24 protein-coding genes and 1 tRNA gene are annotated in these 25,780 nt (G+C 73.9%); 9 read left to right on the forward strand and 16 right to left on the reverse strand.

What is annotated here, in order from left to right; all coding sequences use genetic code 11:
* Positions 1–85: 85 nt before the first annotated feature.
* The 7 genes from tatC to AES38_RS08160 all read right to left on the reverse strand — a co-directional run bounded on the left by tatC (position 86) and on the right by AES38_RS08160 (position 6,327).
* Positions 86–838, reverse strand: a complete 753-nt coding sequence (tatC, locus tag AES38_RS08130; protein WP_053775731.1) for a twin-arginine translocase subunit TatC — start codon at positions 836–838, stop codon at positions 86–88.
* Between the two features lie 54 nt (positions 839–892).
* Positions 893–1,222, reverse strand: coding sequence for a Sec-independent protein translocase subunit TatA (gene tatA / locus AES38_RS08135; RefSeq protein ID WP_053774545.1), 330 nt, complete (start codon positions 1,220–1,222; stop codon positions 893–895).
* 198 nt (positions 1,223–1,420) lie between these two features.
* Positions 1,421–2,410 (reverse strand): helix-turn-helix transcriptional regulator, encoded by a 990-nt coding sequence (locus AES38_RS08140; RefSeq protein ID WP_053774546.1) that lies wholly within the window; start codon positions 2,408–2,410, stop codon positions 1,421–1,423.
* A complete protein-coding gene (locus AES38_RS08145; RefSeq protein WP_053774547.1) occupies positions 2,407–3,414 on the reverse strand; it encodes a helix-turn-helix transcriptional regulator in 1,008 nt (335 codons plus the stop codon). Before AES38_RS08145 ends, AES38_RS08140 begins: the two co-directional genes overlap by 4 nt.
* Before the next feature lie 48 nt (positions 3,415–3,462).
* A complete protein-coding gene (locus tag AES38_RS08150; protein WP_053774548.1) occupies positions 3,463–4,509 on the reverse strand; it encodes an FKBP-type peptidyl-prolyl cis-trans isomerase in 1,047 nt (348 codons plus the stop codon).
* A 61-nt stretch (positions 4,510–4,570) separates the two neighbouring features.
* Positions 4,571–5,635: a tRNA (adenine-N1)-methyltransferase gene (locus AES38_RS08155; protein ID WP_053774549.1), complete on the reverse strand. Its 1,065-nt coding sequence runs from the start codon at positions 5,633–5,635 to the stop codon at positions 4,571–4,573.
* The gene (locus AES38_RS08160) at positions 5,632–6,327 is read right to left on the reverse strand and encodes an HAD family hydrolase (RefSeq protein WP_053774550.1); all 696 of its coding nucleotides are present in this window, start codon (positions 6,325–6,327) and stop codon (positions 5,632–5,634) included. Before AES38_RS08160 ends, AES38_RS08155 begins: the two co-directional genes overlap by 4 nt.
* A gap of 92 nt (positions 6,328–6,419) precedes the next feature.
* Here AES38_RS08160 and AES38_RS08165 point away from each other — a divergent pair, with 92 nt between their 5' ends.
* Positions 6,420–7,379 (forward strand): PAC2 family protein, encoded by a 960-nt coding sequence (locus AES38_RS08165; RefSeq protein ID WP_053774551.1) that lies wholly within the window; start codon positions 6,420–6,422, stop codon positions 7,377–7,379.
* A gap of 21 nt (positions 7,380–7,400) precedes the next feature.
* Here the strand turns inward: AES38_RS08165 and mshC are convergent, their stop codons facing one another.
* From mshC to AES38_RS08180, 3 genes are read right to left on the reverse strand one after another with little or no spacing between them, the layout of a single operon-like run.
* Positions 7,401–8,675 carry a cysteine--1-D-myo-inosityl 2-amino-2-deoxy-alpha-D-glucopyranoside ligase gene (gene mshC / locus AES38_RS08170; RefSeq protein WP_053774552.1) on the reverse strand — a complete coding sequence of 425 codons (1,275 nt, stop codon included), beginning with the start codon at positions 8,673–8,675 and terminating at the stop codon, positions 7,401–7,403.
* 4 nt (positions 8,676–8,679) lie between these two features.
* Positions 8,680–9,498, reverse strand: coding sequence for an undecaprenyl-diphosphate phosphatase (locus AES38_RS08175; protein WP_053774553.1), 819 nt, complete (start codon positions 9,496–9,498; stop codon positions 8,680–8,682).
* A 42-nt stretch (positions 9,499–9,540) separates the two neighbouring features.
* Positions 9,541–10,851: a M20/M25/M40 family metallo-hydrolase gene (locus AES38_RS08180; RefSeq protein ID WP_053774554.1), complete on the reverse strand. Its 1,311-nt coding sequence runs from the start codon at positions 10,849–10,851 to the stop codon at positions 9,541–9,543.
* 116 nt (positions 10,852–10,967) lie between these two features.
* Here AES38_RS08180 and AES38_RS08185 point away from each other — a divergent pair.
* The 3 genes from AES38_RS08185 to AES38_RS08195 all read left to right on the forward strand — a co-directional run bounded on the left by AES38_RS08185 (position 10,968) and on the right by AES38_RS08195 (position 13,218).
* Positions 10,968–11,053 (forward strand) — tRNA-Leu (locus AES38_RS08185).
* A 139-nt stretch (positions 11,054–11,192) separates the two neighbouring features.
* Positions 11,193–12,209, forward strand: coding sequence for a magnesium and cobalt transport protein CorA (locus tag AES38_RS08190; protein ID WP_053774555.1), 1,017 nt, complete (start codon positions 11,193–11,195; stop codon positions 12,207–12,209).
* Between the two features lie 43 nt (positions 12,210–12,252).
* Positions 12,253–13,218, forward strand: coding sequence for an NAD-dependent epimerase/dehydratase family protein (locus tag AES38_RS08195; RefSeq protein ID WP_053774556.1), 966 nt, complete (start codon positions 12,253–12,255; stop codon positions 13,216–13,218).
* A gap of 43 nt (positions 13,219–13,261) precedes the next feature.
* Here AES38_RS08195 and AES38_RS08200 read toward each other — a convergent pair whose 3' ends face one another.
* A complete protein-coding gene (locus AES38_RS08200; protein ID WP_053774557.1) occupies positions 13,262–14,599 on the reverse strand; it encodes a J domain-containing protein in 1,338 nt (445 codons plus the stop codon).
* A 250-nt stretch (positions 14,600–14,849) separates the two neighbouring features.
* Here AES38_RS08200 and AES38_RS08205 point away from each other — a divergent pair, with 250 nt between their 5' ends.
* The 4 genes from AES38_RS08205 to AES38_RS08220 are packed head-to-tail and all read left to right on the forward strand — an operon-like array spanning position 14,850 to position 18,550.
* Positions 14,850–15,491, forward strand: a complete 642-nt coding sequence (locus tag AES38_RS08205) for an ABC transporter permease (RefSeq protein WP_053774558.1) — start codon at positions 14,850–14,852, stop codon at positions 15,489–15,491.
* Positions 15,484–16,779, forward strand: a complete 1,296-nt coding sequence (locus AES38_RS08210; protein ID WP_053774559.1) for an ABC transporter ATP-binding protein — start codon at positions 15,484–15,486, stop codon at positions 16,777–16,779. The genes AES38_RS08205 and AES38_RS08210 overlap by 8 nt, the downstream gene beginning before the upstream one ends.
* Positions 16,776–17,540 (forward strand): ABC transporter permease, encoded by a 765-nt coding sequence (locus AES38_RS08215; protein ID WP_053774560.1) that lies wholly within the window; start codon positions 16,776–16,778, stop codon positions 17,538–17,540. The genes AES38_RS08210 and AES38_RS08215 overlap by 4 nt, the downstream gene beginning before the upstream one ends.
* Entirely contained in the window at positions 17,540–18,550 is a 1,011-nt protein-coding gene (locus AES38_RS08220) for a glycine betaine ABC transporter substrate-binding protein (protein WP_053774561.1), read from the forward strand. The genes AES38_RS08215 and AES38_RS08220 overlap by 1 nt, the downstream gene beginning before the upstream one ends.
* Before the next feature lie 115 nt (positions 18,551–18,665).
* On the opposite strand, the gene AES38_RS08225 is transcribed toward AES38_RS08220, so the two are convergent.
* The 3 genes from AES38_RS08225 to AES38_RS08235 form a co-directional block, all read right to left on the reverse strand.
* The gene (locus AES38_RS08225) at positions 18,666–20,474 is read right to left on the reverse strand and encodes a DEAD/DEAH box helicase (protein WP_053774562.1); all 1,809 of its coding nucleotides are present in this window, start codon (positions 20,472–20,474) and stop codon (positions 18,666–18,668) included.
* 199 nt (positions 20,475–20,673) lie between these two features.
* The gene (locus AES38_RS08230) at positions 20,674–21,855 is read right to left on the reverse strand and encodes an acyl-CoA dehydrogenase family protein (RefSeq protein ID WP_053774563.1); all 1,182 of its coding nucleotides are present in this window, start codon (positions 21,853–21,855) and stop codon (positions 20,674–20,676) included.
* 50 nt (positions 21,856–21,905) lie between these two features.
* Positions 21,906–22,757, reverse strand: coding sequence for a VOC family protein (locus tag AES38_RS08235; protein ID WP_053774564.1), 852 nt, complete (start codon positions 22,755–22,757; stop codon positions 21,906–21,908).
* 128 nt (positions 22,758–22,885) lie between these two features.
* On the opposite strand from AES38_RS08235, the gene AES38_RS08240 reads away from it, so the two are divergent.
* Positions 22,886–23,677, forward strand: a complete 792-nt coding sequence (locus AES38_RS08240; protein WP_053774565.1) for an SGNH/GDSL hydrolase family protein — start codon at positions 22,886–22,888, stop codon at positions 23,675–23,677.
* 69 nt (positions 23,678–23,746) lie between these two features.
* Here the strand turns inward: AES38_RS08240 and AES38_RS08245 are convergent, their stop codons facing one another.
* Together AES38_RS08245 and AES38_RS08250 are read right to left on the reverse strand one after the other, a co-directional pair.
* Positions 23,747–24,961 (reverse strand): D-alanyl-D-alanine carboxypeptidase family protein, encoded by a 1,215-nt coding sequence (locus AES38_RS08245; RefSeq protein ID WP_053774566.1) that lies wholly within the window; start codon positions 24,959–24,961, stop codon positions 23,747–23,749.
* Complete coding sequence (locus AES38_RS08250) at positions 24,958–25,767, reverse strand: TrmH family RNA methyltransferase (protein WP_053774567.1); 810 nt, start codon at positions 25,765–25,767, stop codon at positions 24,958–24,960. The genes AES38_RS08245 and AES38_RS08250 overlap by 4 nt, the downstream gene beginning before the upstream one ends.
* Positions 25,768–25,780 lie beyond the last annotated feature (13 nt).

A 25,780-nucleotide genomic window follows, 5' to 3' on the forward strand; every position in this document is an offset into this window, starting at 1 on the left:
TCCTAGGCTCCGGATCCGGGCGCCAGCCGGGCGCGGACGCGGCGACGCCCGCCCCTCGCGGGACGGGCGTCGCGGGTCGTGCGGGTCAGGGCAGCAGGTCGTCCGCGAGCGACGCGGCCTTCTTCGCCCGTCGGCGGTCGTTGAGGAGCGAGATGCCCGCGGCCACGAGGTAGAGCAGCGTCATCGGCACGGCCAGCAGGAACATCGACATGACGTCGGCGGCCGGGGTGGCGATGGCGCAGAACAGGATGATCAGCAGGATGGCGATGCGCCAGGAGCGGATGATCGTCGCGCCGCTCAGGATCCCCATGAAGTTGAACAGCACGAGGAACACCGGCAGCACGAACGCGATGCCCACGGCGAAGACGAGCTTCAGCACGAAGTCGAAGTACTCGCGCGCCGTGATGAAGGACGAGTCGCCCGCCCCCGCGAACTGCGTCAGCAGCGCGACGATGTGCGGCAGCACGAACCAGCCGGCCGCGCATCCCGCGAGGAACAGCGGCACCGCGGAGAAGAAGAACCCGAACGTGTAGCGGCGCTCGGTCTTCGTGAGTCCCGGCACCAGGAACGCGAAGACCTGGTACAGCCACACGGGGCTGGAGATGATCAGCCCCACGTAGAGCGCGATCTGCAGGCGCAGGTCGAACGCCGACGTGATGGTCGGGAAGTTGAGGCTGGCGTTCCGCCCCTGCTCCGCGTTGATCGTCTCGATGGGCGAGCGCAGCGCCTCCAGCACGAACGAGGAGAGGAACCAGCCCGCCACCATCGCGAGGATGATCGCGACGCCCGCGATGAACAGGCGCTTCTTCAGCTCCAGCAGGTGCTGGACGAGGGACATGCGCCCCTCCGCGTCCCGCTTCTTCTGGCGGGGACGCTCGGTGGTGCTCACGGATCAGGCGCGGGGGCGGGAGTCCCCGCCGTCGCGCGGGGAGTCGTAGCGCGGGGCGTCGTACCGGGGCTCGTCGACACGGGGTGCGGACTCACGGGGACGGTCGCGGTCGTCCGCGCGGTAGCGGTCGTCGTCGCGGCGGCGCTCCTCGTCGCGGATGTCGTCGCGACGGTCGGAGCCGCTCTCCTCCTTCATGGTCTTCACCTCGCCCTTGAAGATGCGCATGGACTGGCCCACGCTCTTGGCCAGGGCGGGCAGCTTGGTGGAACCGAAGAGCAGCACGATGACGACGAGGATGATGACGAGGTGCCATCCGGTCAGGTTTCCGAGCATGTGGTTCACATTCCTTCAGGTCAGGAGGGCCGGACGGTCGTTGTCGGGATCCATGGGGAGTCTACCGTCGGCACCCTCCAGGACACCCTGTGCGGCACCTCGGTTCATCCGGATTTTCCTCGGGAGACGCGCACGACGCCGAGCTCGCTCCGGATGCCTGGTCTTCGGAGCCGCCGCCGGAGCCGCTCGGTGTCGCGCTCAGTCCGCGTCGTCGTAGGCCGCGGCCGCCCGCTCGGCCCACTCGGCCACGGCCGCCCGGGCCTCGGGCGGCGACGTGACGACCACGACGCCCGCCATGCCCGCGACGAGCCGGACGAGCCCCTGGTAGTGGGCGACGCGCACCGTGACGGACACGCGCCCCGGTCGGCCGGCGACCGGCGCGGGACGCTCGTCCCCCACGAAGTCGCCGAGGAGAGGCACGGCCCCCTCCGCGATATCGAGGGTCACGCGGAGGTCGTCGGGGCTCGGCTCGAAGAGGGTGTCGCCGAGCACGACGTCCTGCGGCCGGTGCTCCGGCGGCAGGTCGGTGACGAGGAGCTCGTCGAGGCGGTCGAGGCGGAAGGTGCGGACGGCGCCGCGCGCCAGGTCCCAGCCCCGGAGGTACCAGTCCTCGTCGACGGACTCGAGGCGGAGCGGATCCACAACCCGGCGCTCCGTGCCGCCCCGGGGGCTGCGGTAGTCGAACTCCACGCGTCGCGCGTCGGCGATGGCGCGGCGGAGGCCCTCCCGGGTGGCGTCGCCGGCGCCGGGCGCGACGGCGACCTGGCTGGGGCTCGCCGACGCGCCCCGCGCGAGCTTCGCCATCAGCTGGCCCACGAGGTCGAGGTCGCTGGCGTCGGCCTGGGACGAGACGTACTGGAGCCCCGCGATGAGCGCGGCCGCCTCCCGTGCGGAGAAGCGCGGCGAGTCGTCGATCGCGACCATGTGCGTGATGACGATCTGGTCGTTGTCCTCGAAGTCGTCCCAGGCGATGTCGAACAGGTCGCCGTGCTGGTACGACGAGGTGGATCCGGGCACGCCGGACACCGCGATGAGGCGCACGGCCTGGCGGATCTGCTCGGGCGGCACCCGGAAGTGCGCCGCCGCCTGGCTCACGCTGACCCGGCCGTGGTCGGTGAGGTACGGCACGAGCGCCAGCAGGAACGCCAGCTTGTCCTGCGCCTGCAGCGGCGCGGCGCGGTCGGTCACGAGGCGTCCTCACGGTGGGCGGCGATGGTCTCGGCGAGGCGGGCGCGCACGGCGTCCCGCAGCCGGGGCGGCGCGATCGCCCGGGCCTCGGGTCCGAAGCCCGCGATCTCGTCCGCGAACAGGTTGGTGTCGGAGTAGTGGACGCGCAGGCGTCCGTCGCCGAGGTCCTCGGTGCCGCGGCGGCGGCGCAGGCGGATCTCGGCGTCCGATCCGGGCGTCACCGCGACCTCCCCCACGCCGTTGGCCCACACCCGGTCGAGGTCGGCGAGGGCGCGCTCCGCGTGGTCCTCCCCCTCGGGGACGAAGCCGCGGCTCGTGACGCGCACGCGGTCGACGATGCGGGAGAGGAGGAACGTGCGCGGCCCCTGCGCGTCCTGGTCGATGCCGTGCAGGTGCCAGCGTCCCTGGTGCTGGACGAGCGCGAGCGGGGCGACCGTGCGGGTCCGGGGCGTCCGCTCGCCGGGCTTCAGGTAGCCGAACGCGACGAGCACGTGCCGCTCGAGCGCGACGCTGAGCGGCGCGAACGCCGCCTCCCGCGTGCGGAGCCGGGGCGCGTAGCCGATGACGGGGTCGTCGGACTCCACCCCGAGCGACCGGAGCTTGATGAGCGCCCGCCGCGACTCCCCGGAGAGCGATCCCTCGCGCCACACCATGGCGGCGAGGTTGAGCAGCGTCGTCTCCTCGGGGGTGAACGAGAGGTCGGCCGGGAGCTCGTAGGCGCCGCGCGGGATCCGGTAGCGCAGGAGCTGGTTGTTGCCCTCCTGGCCGGGCGCCTCGACGGTCTCGAGCGGGACGCCGAGGTCGCGGATGTCGTCCTTGTCGCGCTCGAACTGGCGCTCGAGGTTGGCGTTGTCGCCGCCCGCCGCGTACCGCTGGCGGTAGCCCTGGACGCTGGAGAGGACCTCGTTCTTCGTCAGGCCCTGCTCGGTGGCGAGCAGCGCCAGGACGAGGCTGAAGAGGCGCTCCTCGACCGGCACGGTCGGACGGCGGGATGGATCGGGCACGCGGTGGTCCTCACGATGGTGCAGCCCCCGGCCGGCGGCGATGCGTCGTCACTTGCTGTTCTTGCTCGTCCCGAGGATATCCACGACGTAGACGAGCGTGGAACCGGCGGGGACCTTGGCCGAGGCCTGGTCGCCGAAGCCGTCGCCCGGAGGGACGACCGCGATGACCTGGTCGCCGACGTGCTTGCCGACGAGCGCCTTCGCGAGACCGGGCGTGACGACGAGCGCGGCGGACGCCCCCGTCGACGGCGACGCGGTCGTCGCCGTGGCCGGCACCTGGAGCGGCGTGCCCTCGGCCCAGCTGGATCCGAAGACCGCCTGCTTCTGGGCCGAGGCGCTGGTGCCCCAGACGACGCCCGTGTACTGGAGCGTGACGACGTCGCCGTCGCCGACCTCGTCGCCGTCGCCCGCGCGCAGCAGCGCGTCGCGGTACTCCGTGGGCGGGGTGCTCGGCGGGATGGTGACGCCGGGGATCCCGTCGTCCGTCGTGACGACCGAGGGGAACCCGGCCTGGGCGGGCCGCGGCTCGCCGGTCGCGCGCTCCGGGTAGGACGAGGTGATGTCCACGATGAGCACGAGCCCGTCGGAGGGGTCGAGGCCCTCGGAGGAGACGTCCTGGTCCGGGAAGACCGTGGACACGGGCACGGTGACGGCGAGGCGCGAGCCGACCGGCATGCACTGCATGGCCTGCTGGAGGAAGGGGAGGCGCTCGGCCAGCGACGCGGTCGTGACGAGGTCGGAGCCCGTTGTCCGCGCGTTGGGCGCGATCCCGGCGTAGGCGGCGAGGGGCGCGCCCGTCTTGCCGTTGACGATGGACGCGGCGGCCGTGATGCCCTGGCGCGGCTGGACGCGCGGGCCCGTGCCCTCGACGAGCGTCGAGACCTCGACGCCCGACGGCTTCAGCGGCGTGGGGAACGTGACGGAGCCCGGCGCGCTGCCGACGTCGCCCGTGGCGGAGACCGTGCTCGACGACGTGCCGGGCTGCGCGAGGGGCGTGCAGTCCGACGCCGCACCCGATCCGGACCCCGAGGGGCTGCAGGCGGCGAGCGTCAGGACGAGCCCTGCGCAGACGGTGAGCGCGGCGGAACGGCGCACGTGACTCCTCTTTCGATGGTGGGGGCGGCCGACACGCACCCGCGTGATCGGCCCTGTCATCCTAGGCGGTGGGCTCGGTGGGCTCCGGCGCATCCGACGTGTCGTCGGCGTCGCCCGCGTCGCCGGACTCCGCCGCGTCCCGCGCGCCGGCGAGCTGCGCCCCGTGCTCGGCGACCCGGACGCGCTTGCGGAGGACCTTGTCGCTGACGCGGCGCTCGCCGAGCGCCCCGGGGGTCCAGGCCTCCATGTCCTCGTCGCTGAAGTCCGACTTCGACGCACGGCGCTTGAGCTGCGGCAGGACGGATCCGGGTGCGAGGCGGCGGGCGGTGATGAGGAAGCCGGTGTGCCCGATCATGCGGTGCTCGGGGCGGACCGCGAGGCCCTCCACGTGCCAGCCGCGGATCATGGTCTCGCTCGCGTCGGGGTTGGTGAAGAGGCCGGTGTCGCGGAGCGCCTCGGCGACGCGGGACAGCTGCGTGACGGTGGCGACGTAGCAGAGCAGGACGCCGCCGGGCGTGAGCGCCTCGGCGACCGCGTCGACGCACTCCCACGGGGCGAGCATGTCGAGCACGACCCGGTCGACCGAGTGCGGCTCGGTGACGGTCGGCAGCGCGTCCGCCAGGTCGCCGAGCGTGATGGACCAGTTCTCCGGGCTGTGCCCGAAGTAGCTCGAGACGTTGCCGCGGGCCACATCGGCGAACTCCTCGCGGCGCTCGAAGGAGAGGAGCGTGCCGGTGGGGCCGAGGGCGCGCAGAAGCCACATGGAGAGCGCGCCGGATCCCACGCCCGCCTCCACGACCGTGGCGCCGGGGAAGACGTCGGCGAGGCCGAGGATCTGCGCGGCGTCCTTCGGGTAAATGATCGCCGCGCCGCGCGGCATCGACATGACGACGTCCGAGAGCAGCGGGCGGAGCGCGAGGCACTCGACGCCCGCGCTGTTGGTGACGACGCTGCCGTCGGGCAGGCCGATGAGGTCGTCGTGGTCGATCATGCCGCGGTGGGTGTGGAACACCTTGCCCGGCTCGAGCAGGATCGTGTTGAGGCGGCCCTTGGGACCGGTGAGCTGCACGCGGTCGCCCGCGCGGAAGGGGCCGCTGAAGCGCGCGGCCGCGGCGTCGACGGTCATGCGCGCACCTCGTCCCGGATCGGGGCGGCGGCGCGGCGGTCGGCGTGGGCGGACTCGACGTCGGCGAGGGCGCGACCCGCGAGCGTGTCCCAGAGGACGTACGCGTCGTCGGCCGGGAGGGGCACGTGGTGCGGGACCGCGATGACCGTGGCGCCGGAGGCGACGGCCGACGCGACGCCCGGCGCCGAGTCCTCGATGGCGACGCAGTCGCGGATGTCGACGCCCAGCAGGTCGGCGGCGGCGAGGTAGGCCTCGGGGTCCGGCTTGCTGCGGGCGACGTCGTCCCCGGCCACGACGTGGTCGAACGCGTCGAACGGGACGGCGTCGGCGACCTGGCGGGCCATGCGGCCGATGGACATGGTGACGAGCGCGGTGGGGATGCCGGCGTCGCGGATCCCGCGGAGGAGCTCCCGGGCGCCCGGGCGCCACGGCACCTCGACGAGGATCTGCTCCATGACGCGGTCGCTGAGCCGGTCGATGATCTCCGCGACGGGCAGGTCGACGCCCGCCTCCTGCAGGATGCGCGCCGAGTCCGGCAGGCCGTTGCCGACGAGCCGGAGCCCGTCCTCGTGGGTCCACGTGCCGCCGAACGAGCCGACCAGCGCCTCCTCCGCCACCATCCAGTAGGGCTCCGTGTCCACGATGGTGCCGTCCATGTCCCAGAGGACGGCCGCGGGTCTGTTGCTGATCACGGGGAGCGAGTCTACCGGCGGGGCGGCGCGTCCTAGGATCGTACGACGACCGCCGGCCGGGCGGTCCGAGGGCGAGACGGAACGGGAGTCACGTGGCGGATGCCGAGAGGTTCGTGAGCGGACGACTGCTGGTCGTCGCCTTCGAGGGCTGGAACGACGCGGGCGAGGCCGCCAGCGGAGCGGTCCGGGCGCTCAAGGAGCTGCTCGACCTCGAGGCGGTGTCGTCGGTGGATCCCGAGGACTACTTCGACTTCCAGTTCAACCGCCCCACCATCGGCTTCGCGGAGGACGGCACCCGCGAGCTCGAGTGGCCGGGCGCCACGCTCTACGGCCCGAAGGACCCGCGGCGCCCCGCGCAGGACCTGGCCGCCGACGCGCAGCTCGGCGTGAGCGGCGACAACGGCGGCAGCATCCACCTCCTCCTCGGCGTCGAGCCGTCGCGGCACTGGACGGCGTTCACCGCCGAGGTGCTGGACGCCGCGCGGGCCGCGGGCGTCGAGGGCGTGGTCCTCCTCGGCGCGCTGCTGGCCGACGTGCCGCACACGCGCCCCATCTCCGTCTACTCGACGAGCGAGAACGCGGCCGTCCGCACCGAGCTCGGCATCGAGCGGAGCACCTACGAGGGCCCGGTCGGGATCCTCAGCATCATCGCCCAGCGCGCCGAGGACATGGGCATGCCCACGGTCTCGCTCTGGGCCTCCGTGCCGCACTACGTGCACAGCGCGCCGTCGCCCAAGGCCACGCTCGCGCTCATCGACAAGCTGGAGGAGATGGTCGACGTGGTGATCCCGCGCGGCGACCTCATCCAGGAGGCCGCGACGTGGGAGGCCGGCATCGACCAGCTCGCGGGCGAGGACGAGGACATGGCGTCCTACATCCAGCAGCTCGAGCAGGCCCGGGACACCGTCGACTCCCCCGAGGCGAGCGGCGAGGCCATCGCGCAGGAGTTCGAGAGGTACCTCCGCCGGGGCGACGGTCCGCGCGGGCGCGGCGACGACCGGCCCGAGGAGCCGTGGCGGCCGAAGGACCCCAAGGACCCCAAGGACCAGTAGGCCAGGGGCCCCGCTGCCGGGTCAGGCCGCCGGGCTCCCGAGCGCGACGCCGAGGAGCGCGTCGACCGCGGCCACCTCGACGGGCGTCGCGGGCACGCCCGTGGCGACGCGGAGGTCGAGGAGCAGGATCGCGCCCGGGGTGTCGAGGTCGTCGGCGAGGCGCTCGCGGACGAGGTGCACGAGCTCGCCCGGTTCCCCGTTGGCGTCATCCGATGCCCCCGCCGCCCAGGCGTCCCACGCGGCGAGGCGCGCGACGGACTCCTCGAGGAGGGCGTCGGTCCACTCCCAGTCCGCCCGGTGGTGCTGCGCGAGGAGCGCGAGGCGGATGGCGCGCGGATCCACGCCCGCAGCCCGGAGGCGCGACACGAGCACGAGGTTGCCGAGCGACTTGCTCATCTTCTCGCCCTGGTACGCGACCATGCCCGTGTGCGCGTAGACGCAGGCGAAGCCCTCGCCCGTCAGCGCCGACGCGTGGCCGGCCGACATCTCGTGGTGGGGGAAGATCAGGTCGGAGCCGCCGCCCTGCACGGTGACCGGACGGTCGAGCGCCTTCAGCGCGATGACCGCGCACTCGATGTGCCAGCCGGGCCGACCGCGTCCGACGACGCTGTCCCACGCGGGCTCGCCCGCGCGCTCGGCGCGCCACAGCAGCGGATCCAGCGGGTCGCGCTTGCCCGGCCGCTCCGGGTCGCCGCCGCGCTCGGCGGAGAGCACGGCCATGGTGTCGCGGTCGTACCCGCTCTCGTCGCCCAGGGACCACGGGCCGGTCTCGCCCGCGCGGGCGACGTCGAAGTAGAGGTCCTGCGCGCCGGGCACGACCGCGTACGGGGTGTCGACCGGGTAAGCCGTGCCGCGTCGGACGAGCTCCGCGACCGCGGCCGCGACCTCGTCGACGACCTCGGTGACGCCCACGTAGGAGTCGGGCGGCAGGATGCGCAGGGCCTCCATGTCGGTGCGGAACAGCTCCACCTGCTCGGCGGCGAGGTCGCGCCAGTCGACGCCCGTGGCCGTCGCGCGCTCGAGCAGCGGGTCGTCGACGTCGGTCACGTTCTGCACGTAGGCGACGTCGTACCCGCGGTCGAGCCACAGGCGCTGCAGCGTGTCGAAGGCGAGGTAGGTGGACGCGTGGCCGATGTGCGTCGCGTCGTACGGCGTGATGCCGCAGACGTACAGGCCGACGCGGCCGTCGCCCGTGCACTCGGCGGGGCGGACGGATCCGGTGCTCGTGTCGAACAGGGTGGGGACGGGCGGCTCCCCCGCGACGGCGGGGACGGCGGGGCGTGACCAGGCGCGCACGGGATCAGGCCGCGATCGCGCCGGTGCCCAGCAGCACCAGCAGCACGACGCCGAGGGCGACGCGGTAGACGACGAAGGGCATGAAGGTGCGCGTCGAGATGTAGCGCATGAGGCCCGCGATGACGGCGAGGCCGACGACGAACGCGATGAGCGTCGCGACCGCGGTCTGCCCGGCGCCCGCCTGGCCCGTCTCGTCGAAGCTCTTCACGAGCTCGTAGAGGCCGCTGCCGAACACCGCGGGCACGGCGAGGAGGAACGAGTACTCGGCGGCGACGGGCCGGGCGTAGCCGAACGCGCGCGCCGCGGTGGTCGTGGCACCCGAGCGCGAGACGCCGGGGACGAGCGCGAGCGCCTGCGCGATGCCGATGCTCACGCCGTGCCCGTAGGTCATGTCCTTCTCGGTCCGGTCGCTGCGGCTGTAGCGGTCGGCGAGGCCCAGCAGGATGCCGAACACGATGAGCACGATCGCGACGATCCAGAGCGAGCGGAACGTGGAGCGGATCGTGTCCTGGAACAGGTAGCCGGCGATGCCGATGGGGATGGTGCCGATGATGACGAGCCAGCCCATGCGCACGTCCGGGTCGCCCTTGGGCATGCCGCCGCGGAGCGAGCGGAACCACGCCGAGAGGACCTTGCCGATGCGCTTGCGGAAGAAGACCACGACCGCGAGCTCGGTGCCGAGCTGCGTGATGGCGGTGAACGTGGCACCCGGGTCGCCGCCCATGAAGAGCCCGGCGATGCGGAGGTGCGCGCTCGAGGAGATGGGGAGGAACTCGGTCAGGCCCTGGACGAGGCCCAGGATGATCGCCTCGAGATAGCTCAAGCGGATGCTCCCAGTGTCGGGTGGCCCACCTGGGGCTCGGATCTAGTAGTTCAGGAGGAGGTCGCGGAGGACCTGCCTCCCGAAGACTAGTGCGTCGAGCGGGACCCGCTCGTCGACGCCGTGGAACATCGCCGGGAAGTCCATCGAGGCGGGCAGCTTGAGCGGCGCGAAGCCGTAGCCGGTGATCCCGAGGAGGCTGAGGGCCTTGTTGTCCGTGCCGCCGGAGAGCATGTAGGGCAGCACCTCGGCCTCGGGGTCGTGCGCGCCGAGGGTCGCGACCATGGCGTCGACGAGCGGTCCGGCGAACGGGTTCTCCAGGCCGACGTCCTGGTGCACGATGCGCACCTCGACGCCCTCGCCCGCGAGCTCGCGGACCCGCGCCAGCACGGCGTCCTCCTCGCCGGGGAGCACCCGGATGTCGACGAGCGCCTCGGCCGTGTCGGGGATCACGTTGTGCTTGTAGCCGGCGTGCAGGAGCGTCGGGTTCGTGGTGGTGCGGAGCGTCGCCGCGATGAACTTCGACGCCGTGCCGGTGGCGATCGCGAGGTCGTCCGGGGTCACCTGCTTCGGGTCGGCCCCGACGATCCGGGCGATCTCGTCGAGCAGCTGACGCGTCGTGTCCGTGAGGTGGACGGGCCACTCCTCCATGCCGATCCGCGCGACCGCGCCCGCGAGACGGGTGACCGCGTTGTCGCGGTTGACCTGCGAGCCGTGGCCGGCGGTGCCGGTGGCGACCAGGCGGATCCAGACGAGGGCCTTCTCCCCCGTCTGCAGCAGGTACGCCCGCTTGCCGGCGAGGTCGATGGAGTAGCCGCCGACCTCGCTGATGGCCTCGGTCGCGCCCTCGAACCAGTCCGGGCGGTTCTCGACGACGTAGGCGGAGCCGAGCACGCCGCCGGCCTCCTCGTCGGAGAAGAAGCCCATGATGAGGTCGCGCTCGGGGGCGCGGCCGGACGTGATGATCTCCTGCAGCGCGGTGATCATCATCGCGTCCATGTTCTTCATGTCCACGGCGCCGCGGCCCCAGAGCATGCCGTCCTTGATGACGCCGGCGAACGGGTCGACGGACCAGTTCGCGGGGTCGGCGGGGACCACGTCGAGGTGGCCGTGCACGACGAGGGCGGGCTTGTCGCGGTTGCGGCCCGGGATGCGCGCGAGGACGCTGGTGCGTCCGGGCGCGGCGTCGATCAGCTCGGGCTGCAGCCCCAGGTCCTTGAGATGCTGCTCGACGTACTCGGCGGCCTCCGTCTCCCCCTCCGACCGGCCCTCGCCGTGGTTGGTCGTGTCGAACCGGATGAGGTCGCGGGCGATCCGGGCGGTGGCGTCGAGGTCGTCGGGCAGCGTGTCGGTCATGGGTCCACGCTATCGAGGCTCGACGGCGGCGACCGGACCGGCGGGTGGTCATGAGGGCCTCGGAAGCCGTGCTAATGTCGTCTCTCGGCAGCCGGAGACGGCGGGCCGCACATCCTGTCCGGATGGCGGAATTGGTAGACGCGCTAGCTTGAGGTGCTAGTGCCCGTATTAGGGCGTGGGGGTTCAAGTCCCCCTTCGGACACACACGAGAGCCGGTCGGATCCTTCGGGATCCGACCGGCTATTCCTCGTTCCGGGACCGGCCGCACGGGCTGCTCGACCGGCGCACGGATACAGTCGCTCTCGGCCCCGCGCGGGTCCCGACCCGAGAGAAGAGATCCGATGACCGTCGTCGACAGCGCCGTGTACGTCCAGGGGGTCCGCACCGCGGATCCCGAGAGCCTCGACGAGACGTTCGAGGTCATGCGGGCGCGCGACGGGCTCGCCTGGATCGGCCTGTACCGGCCCGACCCGGACGAGGTCCACCGCGTCGCCGCGGAGTTCGGCCTGCACCCGCTCGCGGTCGAGGACGCGCTCACCGGCCACCAGCGCTCGAAGATGGAGCGCTACGGCGACACCTGGTTCGTGGTGCTGCGGCCCGCCCGGTACGTGGACGCCGAGGAGCGCGTCGAGTTCGGGGAGCTGCACGTCTTCGTCGGGCCCGACTTCGTGGTCACCATCCGGCACGCGGAGTCCCCCGACCTCGCCGCCGTCCGCCACCGGCTGGAGGCCGACCCGGAGCTCCTCGCGCTGGGTCCCAGCGCGATCATGTACGCGATCCTCGACCAGGTCGTCGACGAGTACGGTCCCGTCGCGGCGGGCCTCGAGGACGACGTGGACGAGATCGAGGACCAGATCTTCGGCGCCGACCCCGACGTCTCCCGCCGCATCTACGCGCTGATGCGCGAGGTCACCGGGTTCCAGCGGGCCACCGCCCCGCTCGGCGCCATGCTCGACGACCTGCGGCAGCGGGCCGAGGAGCGCGAGGTGGACCTCGAGCTCCGCCGCGGCTTCCGCGACGTGCACGACCACGTCATCCGCGTCGCCGAGCGCGCCGACGCGTTCCGCACGCTGCTGCAGAACGCGCTCACCGTGCACACGACCCTCGTCGGCCAGCGGCAGAACGACGAGATGAAGAGGCTGACCGAGACGAGCCTCGCCCAGAACGACCAGGTCAAGCGGATCTCCTCCTGGGCCGCGATCCTGTTCGCGCCGACGCTCGTGGGCACCGTCTACGGCATGAACTTCGTGAACATGCCGGAGCTGAAGTGGACCTACGGGTACCCGCTCGCGATCGGGCTGATGGTCGTCATGGGCGGCATCCTCTACGCGGCCTTCCGCAAGCGCGGCTGGATCTGATCCGCGGGCGGGCGGGCGCCCGGCGCGCCGATAGGGTGACGGGATGCGCGTCGTCGTCATCGGAGCCACCGGCCACATCGGGACCTTCCTCGTCCCCCGCCTCGTCGACTCCGGCCACGACGTCGTCGCCGTCAGCCGCGGCACCCGCGAGCCCTACCGCGCGTCGCCCCTGTGGGACCGCGTGGAGCGCGTGCGGGTCGACCGGGACGCGGAGGACGCGGCCGGCACCTTCGCCGACCGGATCGCGGACCTCGCCCCCGAGGTCGTCGTCGACCTCGTCTGCTTCACGCCGGAGTCGGCGCGCCACCTCGTCGAGGGGCTGCGCGGACGCGTGCGCCACCTGGTGCACATCGGCAGCATCTGGACCCACGGTCTCAGCACGTCCCTGCCGCTGCGCGAGGACGACGCGAAGGAGCCGTTCGGCGAGTACGGCGTCGCCAAGGCGGAGATCGAGCGCTACCTCATCGCGGAGTCGCGCTCCGGCGGCCTGCCGTCCACGGTCGTGCACCCCGGCCACATCAGCGGGGGCGGCTGGCCCGTGATCACGCCGCTCGGCAACCTCGACCCTGCCGTCTGGGCCGCGCTCGCCGCGGGCGACCGGCTCGTCGTCCCCGGGTCCGGCAGCGAGACCATGCACCACGTGCATGCGGACGACGTCGCGCAGGTGGTCCAGCTGGCGATCGCCAACCGCGAGACCAGCGTGGGCGAGAGCTTCCACGCCGTCTCCGACCGGGCGCTGTCGGTGCGCGGGTTCGCGCGCGCGGCCGCCGCCTGGTTCGGCCGCGAGCCCGAGCTCGAGCACGTCGACTGGGACGCGTTCCGCGCGCGGACGGACGCCGAGCACGCCGACGCCAGCTGGGAGCACCTCAGCCGCAGCCACGTCGCGAGCATCGACAAGGCGCGCGACGTGCTCGGCTACGCGCCCCGCTACACCAGCGAGGAGGCGGCCCGTGAGGCCGTCGAGTGGATGGTGCGCGCGGGCGAGCTGGACGTGCCCCTCCCCCGCTGACACCGCGGCACGACGGGCGACGTGCGCCGGTCGCGCCCTCGCCTCAGACGAAGCGCGCGTCGAGCACCAGGCGCGTGCGCACGGCGAGGAGGCGCTCCGGATCCATCGCGGTGAGGCCGGGGAGCCCCGCGGCCACGTGGTCGGCGAGGAGCGTGCGCGCCACCGCGTACGCCGGGAACGCGGCCGGGTCGTCGGCCGCGTGCAGCACCACGGGCGCGGCCCCGAGGACCCCGGAGGGCAGCGACAGCACGAGGCCGACGACGGGCACCTCCATCTCCCGCGCGAGCGCCCGGGCGCGGGCGTCGAGGCCGCGGAGCGCGGCGTCGCGGGCGGCGGGGTCGGTCGCGGCGGCGGATCCCGCGGGCACGGACTCGACCGCGACGAGCCCCTGCGGGCCCAGGACGAGGTGGTCGATCGCGTCACCCGAGCGCGGCACGGACACGCCGTTCCAGAACGCGTACGACGGGCCGAGCTCCATGAGCTCGCGCGCGGTCTCCTCCTGCGCCACGGCGGCACGCAGGGCGTCGGCGGCCGCGACGGGCACCTCGGCGACGAGGTCCGGCGCGTAGGCGTCCGCCTCGAAGCGACGGCGGAGGCCCTCCAGGCGGGCGAGGCGCGCGCTGTACGCGGCCATGAGGTCCGGGTAGGCGCGGACGGCGCGCTCGTGCGCGAGGACGTCCTCCTGGAGCCGCTCCGCCGCCCGCCGGCGCGGCTCCTCGGCGCGGTGCCAGGCGCGACCGGCGGGACCGGCGGCCGCGAGCCCTGCGACGGCGCCCACGACGAGCCCGACGACGACGGCGATCGCGCCCAGGCCGGAGACGAGGACCACGAGCGCCAGCAGCACGGCCGCGACGGGAGGCGCGATCGCGCGCGCCCGCCGGACGTAGGGCTCCGGCCGGTCGGAGAGGGCAGGTCCCCCGCGCGGCGGGACGGGCTCGGCGGGCACCGACGGCTCGGCGGGATCCGCCAGCCACTCGCGCACGAGGGCGAGGTAGCGGAGCCGGGCGAAGCCGCCGGGGTGGCCGAAGCTGCGGGTGCGCGCCGCGGGACGCTGCCGGGGCGCACCGGGGCGGCCGCGACGGGAGGCGGGATCCCACGCGGGACCGGCGGTCGAGGTCGGGTGGGCGGGGTGCGCGCGGCCGACGGGCTCGTCCGCCACCGGCGCCTCGCGGAGCGCGCGCTCGTAGCGGGCGCGGGCCTCGGGATCGCCCACGGCCTCGAAGGCGTCGCGGACGGCCTGGAACTCGGCGGCGCTGCCGCCCATGTCGGGGTGCGCGGAGCGGACGCGACGGCGATAGGCGCGCCGGATCTCGTCCTGCGACGCGGACCCGTCCACGCCCAGCACGGCGTACGCGTCGGCATCGCGCGACGGGACGGGCATCGTTCGCTCCTCGCGGGAACCGGTCGGGCGGCTCCCAGGATCACGAGCGTAGGCGAGCACGCCTGGACGACGCCCGAGCGCGCGTCCGCGCCCCGGCGTACCGCACGACATCGCGCGCGCCCGCCCGCGCGCCGCGCGCGATAGCACCATCGCGCGCCCGACGGCGAACTTCGCGCTCCCCGACGGCCTGCGTACAGTAGGCCACCGCCGATGCCCCTCCCGGTGACCGACACCTCCTGAGGAGACCGACATGTGGGACTTCCTGTCCTCCCGCGCCGACCAGATCGCGTTCTCCGCGTGGCAGCACCTCAGCCTCGTGGTGCAGTGCCTCCTGCTCGCCACCGTGATCGCCGTGGTGATCGCGGCGCTCGTGTACCGCAGCCGACCGCTCAGCTCGCTGGCCAACAGCGTCTCCGCGATCGGCCTCACGCTCCCGGCGTTCGCGCTCGTGGGGCTGCTCATCGCCCCGCTCGGCTTCGGCGTCGCCCCCGCCGTCGCGGTCGTGACGTTCTTCGCCGTGCTGCCCATCCTCCGGAACGCGGTGGTGGGGCTCACGGGGATCGACCCGGCCGTCGTGGAGTCGGCGCGCGGGATCGGCATGGGCCGTCTCCGCACGCTGCTGCGCGTGGAGCTCCCGCTCGCCTGGCCCGTGATCCTCGGCGGCATCCGCGTGTCGGCCCAGATGGTCATGGGCATCGCCGCGGTCGCCGCCTACGTGCTCGGCCCCGGGCTCGGCGGCTTCATCTTCTCCGGGCTCTCCCGGCTCGGCGGCGCCAACGCGACGGAGTCCGTCGTCACGGGCGTCGTCGGCGTCGTCCTGCTCGCCCTCCTGCTCGACCTCGTCCTCGTCGGCATCGGCCGGCTCACCACCCCGAGAGGCATCCGTGTCTGAGACCACCACCCCCACCGCCCCCGAGATCAGCGGCCGCTCGATCCTGCTCGACGGCGTCACCAAGAGGTACCCCGGTCAGGCGAAGCCCGCCGTCGACGGCATCACGCTGGAGATCCCCGCCGGCAAGATCGTGATGCTCGTCGGCCCGTCCGGCTGCGGCAAGACCACGACGCTCAAGATGATCAACCGGCTCATCGAGCCCACCGAGGGCCGCGTCGTCCTCGGCGACGAGGACGTGACCGGCATCGACGGCGACGAGCTGCGGCGCCGCATCGGCTACGTCATCCAGGCGGGCGGGCTCTTCCCGCACATGACCGTCGCGGCGAACATCGCCGTGGTGCCCAAGATGCTCGGCTGGGATGCCGCCCGCATCCGCGCCCGCGTCGACGAGCTGCTCGAGCTCGTCTCGCTCGACCCCGACCAATACCGCGACCGCTACCCGAAGGAGCTCTCCGGCGGCCAGCAGCAGCGCGTCGGCGTCGCCCGCGCCCTCGCGGCCGACCCGCCCGTGCTCCTCATGGACGAGCCGTTCGGCGCGGTGGACCCGATCACCCGGCAGCGCCTCCAGGACGAGCTCATCCGGATCCAGGCCGAGCTGCAGAAGACCATCGTCATCGTGACGCACGACTTCGACGAGGCCGTGAAGCTCGGCGACTGGATCGTGGTCTTCGCCGAGGGCGCCCGCATCGTCCAGTACGACACCCCCGAGCGGATCCTGGCGGAGCCGGCCGACGCCTTCGTCGAGGAGTTCATCGGCTCGGGCGCGGGCCTCAAGCAGCTCACCCTCCGCCGCGTGGACGAGGTGCCGCTCGCGGACGCCGTCATCGCGCGGCCCGGCGACGCCGCGCGCGACGTGCTCGGCCGCATGGACGAGGTCGGGCACCAGCACGCGGTCGTCCTCGACGGCCGCGACCGCCCGATCCGCTGGCCGTCACGCCGCGCGCTCGGCCGCATGGACGCCATCGGCGCCGACGCGGATCCGCGACTGCCCGTCATCGGCAGCCGCGCCACGCTCAACGACGCGCTCGACACGATGCTCGTCTCCAGCGCGGGCGCGGCGCTCGTCACGGGACGCGCCGGCGCGTTCCTCGGGGTGATCGACGTCGAGACCGTCATGGACGCCATCACGAGCGCCCGGGCCGCCGCGGCCGGCGGTCTCGAGGACGCGCCCGTCGGCACCAACACCGGCACGATCGGCACGGTCGGCGCCACCGCCGCGCGGGCCGGGCAGGAGGACGGCTCCCCCGCCGCCGGGGCGTCCGACGCCAGGGACGGGCAGGACGGATGACCGCCGCCACGGACGCCCGCACGAGCGCCGTCGGCGGCGCACGGGGCTGGCGCGGCCTCGTCGCCCAGCCCGTCGCGATCGCCGCGGTCCTCGCCGGGTACCTGGTCTGGCTGCGCGTGGCGCCGCTCACCTCCGTCGAGCGCACCACGCTCGACCCCGCCGCCCTCGGCAAGTCCACGCTCGAGCACCTGGTGCTGACGTTCTCGGCCGCCGGGATCGTGCTCGCCATCGCGATCCCGCTCGGGATCCTCATGACGCGCGGGGGGCTGCGGCGGTTCTCGCCGCCCGTCCTCGCGGTGGCCAACTTCGGCACGGCGGCACCGGCGATCGGCCTGGTCGTGCTCCTGGCGATGTTCGTGCCGAACGGGTTCACCGCGAGCCTCATCGCCCTCGTCGTCTACGCCGCGCTCCCCGTGCTCGGCAACACGATCCTCGGGATCCGCGGCGTCGACGAGCGGCTCGTCGAGGCGGGACGCGGCATGGGGATGAGCCGGGCCTCGGTGCTGTTCCGCATCGAGCTGCCGCTCGCCGTCCCCGTGATGCTCGCGGGGATCCGGACGGCGCTGGTGCTCCTCGTGGGCACCGCGGCCCTCGCCGCGTTCGTGAACGGCGGCGGCCTGGGGATCCTCATCACCACGGGCGTCAGCCTGTACCTGTATCCCGTGCTCGTCTCGGGTGCCCTGCTCATCGCGCTCCTCGCGCTCGCCATCGACTGGCTCGGCCGCGTCGTCGAGCACGTCGCCCGCCCGAAGGGACTCTGATCGTGCCGACCCCCACCCGCTCCGCCCGCGTGCGCCGCGCGCTCGGCGTGCCCGCGCTCGTGACCGCCGCCCTCGCGGCCCTCACCGGCTGCGGGCTGCAGCCCGCGACGGCGTACGTGCCGGACACGGCGCCCGGTTCCATCCAGCCCCTCGACCTGCCGGACGACGCGCACCTCACGGTCACGTCGAAGAACTTCACCGAGCAGCTCATCCTCGGGAAGATCGCGGTGATCGCGGCGAAGGCGGCCGGGTTCCGCGTCACCGACCAGACGAACGTGCCCGGCAGCGTGCCCGCCCGCGAGCTCATGACGAGTCACGGCGCGGACATGACGTGGGAGTACACGGGCACCGCGTGGCTGAGCTACCTCGGCGAGGCGAAGGGCATCCCCGACCAGCGCGCCCAGTACGAGGCCGTGCGCGACGCGGACGCGGCCAACGGCCTCACCTGGCTGACCCCGGCCCCGCTCAACAACACCTACGCGCTCGCCATCCGCAGCGAGGAGGCCCAGCGGCTCGGGATCACGAAGCTGTCGCAGATCAAGGACCTGCCGGTGGACCAGCGCACCTTCTGCGTCGAGGCGGAGTTCAACTCCCGCTCCGACGGCCTGTCGCCGCTGCTGGACGCGTACGGCATCCCGCGCGGGTCGGCCGACGGCGTGCCCGAGGGCAACGTCAGCATCTTCGACACGGGCGCGGTGTACACGGCGACCGACCGGGGCACGTGCGAGTTCGGCGAGGTCTTCACGACCGACGGTCGCATCGACAAGCTCGACCTGACGATCCTCCAGGACGACCTCGGCTTCTTCCCCGCGTACAACGTCGCGCCGGTCCTCGACTCGGCGACCCTCGCGGAGTACCCGGGCCTGAAGGACGTCTTCGACCGGATCTCCCCCGCCATCACCGACGACGCCCTCCGCGAGATGAACCTGCGGGTTGACGACCAGGGCGAGGAGCCCGCGGACGTCGCCTACGAGTTCATGGTCGACCACGGCTTCGTCACGGCGCCCTAGGCGGCCGCGCGGGTGGATGCGTCAGCTGCGCGTCCACTCGCGGAGCTGCCCTGTGACGTCCGGGCGCGTCAGCTGCGCATCCACCTGGGGAGCTGCCCTGTGACGTCCGGGCGCGCTAGCTGCGCATCCACCTGCGGAGCTGGTCGATGCGCTGCTGCAGCTGCGTCACGCTGCACTGGCCGACCGCGGGTCCGCCGCAGACACGACGGAGCTCGGCGTGCACGAGGCCGTGCGGCTCGCCGTGCAGCTTCGCGCGCATGCCGACGAGGCTGTTGAGGAGCTGCCGCTGCTCCTTGAGCGTGCGGTACAGCGGGATGTCGTCGGGGTCCTTGGGCGCACCGCTCTCGGCCTGCTTCCGCTCGCGCTCGCTGGCGTGCTTCGACTGCCGGTGCTGCCGCTGCGCGAGGAGCTCGCGCACCTGCTCGGGCTCGAGGATCCCGGGGAGCCCGATGAACTCCTCCTCCTCGAGGCTGCCGACGTCGGCCATCTGCCCGAACTCGGCGCCGTCGAAGAGCACCTTGTCGAACGTGGCCTCGGATCCCATCGCCTCGAAGGAGAACTCGCTGAGGAGCGAGTCGGACCCCTTCTCGCTGCGGTTGGCCTCGCCCATCATGGCGTCCTCGGGGTTGTAGAGGTCGCCCTCCTTCGAGGAGTCGCGGTCGAGCGCGTGGTCGCGCTGGCGCTCGAGCTCGTTGGCGAGCACGAGGAGGTTCGGGACGCTCGGCAGGAAGATCGACGCCGTCTCGCCGCGGCGGCGCGCACGCACGAAGCGGCCGATGGCCTGCGCGAAGAACAGCGGGGTGGACGCGCTCGTGGCGTAGACGCCGACGGCGAGACGCGGCACGTCGACGCCCTCGGACACCATGCGCACCGCCACCATCCAGCGCGAGGTGCCGGCGGAGAAGCGGTCGATGTTGGCGCTCGCCTCGACGTCGTCGGACAGGACGAGGGTGACGGGCTGCCCGCTGATGCGCTGCAGGATCGCCGCGTAGGCGCGCGCGGTGGTGTGGTCCGTCGCGATGACGAGCCCGCCCGCGTCCGGGATCGACTGCCGCACCTCGCTCAGGCGCCGGTCGGCGGCGGCGAGCACCTGCGGGATCCACTCGCCGTCGGGGGCGAGGGCGGTGCGCCACGCCTGCGAGGTGATGTCCTTCGTGTTGCCCTCGGCGAGCTGGGCCTCCATCTCGTCGCCCATCTTGTTCCGCCAGCGCATGCTGCCGGCGTAGGCGAGGAAGATGACGGGCCGGACGACGCCGTCGGCGAGCGCGCGGCCGTAGCCGTAGTCGTAGTCGGTCTGCGAGAGGCGGACCCCGCGGTGGTCGCGGAGGTAGCTGACGAACGGGATCGGCGCGGTGTCGGAGCGGAACGGCGTCCCCGTGAGCGAGAGGCGGCGGGTGGCGCGCTCGAAGGCCTCGCGGATCGCGTCGCCCCAGCTGAGCGCGTCGCCGCCGTGGTGGACCTCGTCGAGGATCACGAGCGTGCGGCTCGACTCGGTCATGGTCTTGTGCAGGTAGGGGTTCGCGGCGACCTGCGCGTAGGTGACGGCGGCCCCGTGGTAGTGCTTGCCGAGGGCGCCGGAGGAGTTGCTGTACATCGGGTCGAGACGGACGCCCGCGCGGGCGGCGGCGTCGGCCCACTGCTTCTTGAGGTGCTCGGTGGGGGCGACCACGGTGATCCGGTCGACGGTCTTGCGGTGCAGCAGCTCGGAGGCCAGGCGGAGGGCGAAGGTGGTCTTGCCGGCGCCCGGCGTCGCGTTGGCGAGGAAGTCGCGCGGCTCCTTCTCGAAGTACGCGGTGAGGGCCTCCTCCTGCCAGGCCCGCAGCTTGCTGACGGTGCCCCAGGCGGCGCGCTCCGGGAAGGCCGGCGAGAGGTGCTCGGCCGCGGCGGATCCGACGTGCGGAGGAGGGGACGGCAGGGTGCTCACTCGACCTCACGATACCCGCCCCCGCGGGAGCTCCGGACGATCCGCCGGGGGCCGCGAGGGGGCGGCACGGGCCGATCGGCACGGTCGTCGGGGCGGCGCGGGCACGGTGCGGCGCGAGCGGATCCGGCACCGGGCGGCGGTCCGGGCGCGTCGCACGGGAACGTGTCCCGCGCGCTCCCACCGGCCGCCCGGCCGGCGCTCAGGACGGGCGCCGGACGGGTCCGAGGAGCGTCGTCGCGATGGTCTCCGCGGCCTGCCGGTCGTTCGACGGGTGGAAGCCGCCGGCCAGCACGTCGCGGTACAGGCGGCCGAGCTCGTCGCCCGTGCGGAAGGATCCGCCGCCCGCGACGGCGACGGCCCGCTGCACGACCTCGGCCGACGTGCGGGTCGCCCGCACCTTGGCCCCGACGAGGAGGGACGCCCAGCGGTCGCCGTGGTCGACGCCGCGGTCGACGTCGTCGGCGAGCGCCGTGAGCTGCGGGAGGAGCGCGTCCTGCGCGAGGGCGGCCTCCGCGACGAGGTGCCGGATCCCGGGGTCCGCGGCGAGCGCCGCCCCGCCGGCGGCCCGCGAGGTCCGACGGAGGGCGGACTCGACGGCGAGGTCGAGCGCGCGCTGCCCGAGTCCGGCGTAGACCGCGGCGACGAGCAGCTCGAACGCCTGCAGCACGGCGAGCGCGAACGGGTCGTCGCGCCTGCCGTGCTCCCGGCGGCGGATCACGTCGGCCGGTGCCGCGCGCACGTCGCGCAGGACCACCGTGTGACTCTGCGTCGCCCGCATGCCGAGCGTGTCCCAGTCGGGCACGATCTCGAGGCCGGGCGCGTCCCGTGGCACGAACGCGTGCACGAGGAGCGGCCGCTCCGGGTCCCGGTCGTCCCGCCCGAAGAGCCCGAGGCGCGTCCAGGCGGGCGCCATGCTCGAGGACACCTTGGTGCCCGTGAAGCGGTACCCGCCGTCCGCGTCGGGCTCGGCGCGCGTCAGCGCGTCGGCGAGCGCCTGGTCGTTGCCGGGCTCGCTGATCGCGAAGGCCAGGAGCTCGTCGCGGCCGGCGTCCTCGAGGACGCCGCGGAGGGAGTCGTCGCCGCGGTCCGCGAGGATCCGGGCGACGGCCGTCCAGACGAGGTGCATGCCGACGCCGAGGGCGGTGGCGGGCGCGGCCTGGGCGAGGAGGTGCTGGGCGCGCACGGCGTCGGCGAGGGACGCACCGGATCCGCCGAGCTCGCGCGGCACGAGCAGCCGGAGGTGCCCGGCGGCACGCAGCTCGTCGAGGTCCTCCGCGAAGAAGGCGTTGCGGGCGTCGTACCCGGCGGCGCGCGAGCGGATCCGGTCGAGGAGGGCCGGGGCGAGGTGCGCGAGCGGGTCGGCCGGGGCGGCGAGCGTCATGCGCCCAGTCTCCCCCGCCCGGATCCGCGTGGGCCCGCCGGGCCGAGGGCTCAGCCGGCCGACAGCACCAGGGCGTTCCCCCACGGGTCCTCGAACGAGAGCGCGCGACCGTCGTCGCGCGTGGCGACGCCCACCCGCCGGAGGCGCGCGTCCACCGCCTCGACCTCGTCGCGCGTCGGCACCTGGATGCGCACGGTGCCGAGCCCGAGCGTCGCGGGGCGCCGGCCCGCGCCCCGGCTGTTCCAGGTGTTCATGGCCATGTGGTGGTGGTACCCGCCGGCGGAGACGAAGATCGCGGATCCGTGCCAGCCCGCGACGAGCTCGAAGCCGAGGGCGTCGACGTAGAAGGCGGACGCGGTCTCCGTGTCCCCCACCTGCAGGTGCACGTGCCCGATCCCGGCGGCGTCGGACGCGGCGTCGGCGACCGGGGCGAGCTCGTCGCGCAGGAACGCGTTCGGGTCGAGCCGCAGGCTGTCCATGACGACGCGCCCGTCCTGCCAGGTCCACTCGTCGCGCGGGCGGTCGGTGTACAGCTCCACGCCGTTGCCCTCGGGGTCGGTGAAGTAGAAGGCGCGGCTCACGAGGTGGTCGGCGCTCCCGGCGAAGGTGCCGGGGGCGTGCTGCGCCAGCGAGGCGACGGAGCGGGCGAGCGCCGCCGGCTCGTCGAAGAGCACCGCGGTGTGGAAGAGGCCCGCGTTCCCCGGGCTCGGCAGGTCGAGGCCGTGGGCCGGCTCCAGGATGACCGCGGGGACGCCCGCCCGTCCGAGCGTCGTGGTCTCGACGCCCTCGGCGAGCACGTCGAGCCCGACGGCGTCCCGGTAGTAGGCGGTCATCCGGTCCAGGTCGCCGACCAGGAGGGTCACGGGACCCATGGCGGTGTCGGCGGAGAGCAGGTCGGGCATGGATCCTCGTTCCTCGGTGTGCGGCACACGTTACTTGAAGGCTCAACCAAATGCGCGTGCCCGGCATTCCCGCCGCCGCGGTCGAGGGCGTTCCTATGATGGGGACCGTCCCACCCGGAAGGAACCGCATGACCGAGCCCCATCCCTGGCGCCGCTACGTCGCCCTCGGCGACTCGTTCACGGAGGGCATCGGCGATCCCGAGCCGGGCAGCCCCGGCGGGCACCGGGGCTGGGCCGACCGCGTGGCCGAGGTGCTGGCCGACCAGGTCGAGGGCTTCTCCTACGCGAACCTCGCCATCCGCGGTCGCCTCCTCGCGCAGATCGCCGACGAGCAGGTCGAGCCGGCGATGGCCCTGCATCCCGACCTCGTCTCGCTCTCCGCCGGCGGCAACGACATCCTGCGCCCCGGCGCCGACCCCGACCGGCTCGCCGACCGCCTCGACGGCATGGTCGCCCGGCTCTCGTCCGAGGGCGCGACCGTCGTGCTCTTCACGGGCACCGACGTCAAGTTCTCCCCCGTGTTCGGGCGCCTGCGCGGCAAGGTCGCGATCTACAACGAGGACATCCGCGCCGTCGCCGCCCGGCACGACTGCATCGTGGCCGACCAGTGGTCGCTCACCGAGATCCAGGACCCGCGCATGTGGGACGTCGACCGGCTGCACCTCGCGCCGCTCGGCCACCACACGGTCGCGCGCATGGTGCTGCAGGCGCTCGCCGTGGAGAACGACCTGGAGCCCTTGAAGCCCGAGCCCCTCCCGCCGCGCACCTGGAGGCAGGCGCGCGCCGGGGACATCGACTGGGCGCGGTCGTACTTCGTGCCCTGGGTGCTGCGGCGCCTGCGCCACCAGTCGTCGGGCGACGGGCGCACGGCCAAGCGTCCGGAGGCGTCGCCGTGGACGCGCGCGGGCGACGCGGGCTGATCGGGTCGGCTGGGTCGCACGTCGCGGGCCCGTGATGCCGGGCGTCCCGTGGGCGGGGACGCCGGGCGGTCAGCCCAGCAGCTCGCCCGGGTTGCCGAGGCGCCACCAGCCGTCGGGCCCCGGGATCGCGCGGTCGAGCGCGAGCGGGATCCGCACCGACTGCGGACCGGCCGTCACCGTCGCGGCGCCTACCTCGGCGCCGGCGTCCGCCTCCCCGACCGCCGTGGCCTCCACCGTCGTCGTGACCGGGGTGTCGCCCCACACGAGCAGCGACTCGTCGGCGGTGCTCACGGCCTGAGCGGTCGCGCCCCAGGCGGTGGCGTAGTCGGCGAAGGGCTCCCCCGCCGCGGCGACCTGCACCACGTGCATGTTCGCGGTCACGGTGGGCAGGAGCGCGAGCACCTGCCGGGCGAGCTCGGCGTGGTCGCGCGCCCCGAGGGTCACGCCGACGACGGTCACGTCGCGGTCGCCCACCTTCGTGTCCACGGCCCAGAGCAGGCACTTGCCCGCCTGCTCGAGCGTCCCCGTCTTGATGCCGCGGAACCCCGGCACGGCCGCGAGCAAGTTGCGGTTCTCCACCTGGCCGACGCCCGCCACGTCCGCGCCGCGCTGGTCGACTATGCCGGAGAGCACTGGGTCGGCCAGCACCATCTCGCCGATCCGGACGAGGTCGGCCGTCGTGCTCACGGTCTCGGGCGACAGCCCCATCGCGTCGGCCACGTGCGTGCCGGTGAGCCCCTGCTCGGCGAGCCAGGCGTTGGCCGCCGCGACGAACGCGTCGTTGGACCCGTAGGCCCAGACGCCGAGGGCCGCCGCGTAGTTGTTCGCGCTCGCGAGCAGCGCGCCCTCGAGCAGGTCGCGCTGGGAGAGGCTCGTGCCCGGGACGGCGGGCTCGACGATGCCGTCCTGCCGCAGGATCTCGGTGCGGAGCGCCTCGTCCTCCGCGGTGAAGGTGACCTGCGGGCCGTCCTCGCCCGGCGCGAGCGGCTTCGCGCGCAGCACGACGAGCGCCGTCACGGTCTTGGTGATGCTCGCCATGGGGCGCGGCGTCGGATCGGCGTCGTTCGTCGCGAGCACCCCGTCGAACCCGACGGCGCCGACGGCCGAGACGCCCTCCCCCGGCCAGGTCTCCGGCGTCGGGACCTGCACCAGGGGCGACGGCGCGTCGACCTGCGCGACGGCGGCGGGCGGATCCGCCGTGAGGGTCACGGGGACGTACACGCCCGCCGAGACGAGGAGCGCCGCGGCGACGCCGGCCAGGGTGACGCGACGCGTGCGGCTCACGCGGGCACCCGCAGGGCGTAGAGCGCGACGGCGCTCGCCGCCGCGACGTTGAGCGAGTCGACGCCGTGCAGCATGGGGATCACGACGGTGGAGTCGGCGTGCCGGAGCGCGTGGCGGCTGAGGCCGTCGCCCTCGGTGCCGAGGACGAGCGCGATCCGCTCGGGCGGATCCGCGGCGAACGCGTCGAGCGTCACGGCGTCGTCCTCCAGGGCGAGCGCCGCGAGGTGGAAGCCCGCGTCGTGCAGGAGCGGGGCGGCCTCCGACCACTCGGGCAGACGGGTCCACGGCACCTGGAGGACGGTGCCCATGCTGACGCGGACGCTCCGCCGGTAGAGCGGGTCGGCGCAGCGCGGCGTGATGAGCACGGCGTCGGCGCCGATGCCCGCGACGGCGCGGAAGATCGCCCCGACGTTGGTGTGGTCGACGATGTCCTCCAGCACGACCACGCGGCGCGCGTCCCGCAGCACGTCGGCGACCGCGGGCAGCGGCGGACGGTGCATGGCGGCGAGCGCCCCGCGGTGCAGGTTGTAGCCCGTGAGCCGCTCGAGCACGGCGGCGGCGCCCACGAAGACGGGCACGTCCGGGAATCCCTCGAGGAGCGGGGCGACGTCGTCGAGCCACTGCTCCTGCACGAGCACCGAGCGCGGCACGTGGCCCGCGGCGAGCGCGCGCCCCATCACCTTGGTCGACTCGGCGATGTACAGGCCGCCCTCGGGCTCGCTCACGCGCCGGAGGGCCACGTCGGTGAGGCGCGAGTAGTCCTCGAGGCCCGGGGAGTCGAGGTCCTCGATGCGGTGGATGTGCACGCCGGTCCTCTCT

The organism is Clavibacter capsici, assembly GCF_001280205.1.
Classification (GTDB): domain Bacteria; phylum Actinomycetota; class Actinomycetes; order Actinomycetales; family Microbacteriaceae; genus Clavibacter; species Clavibacter capsici.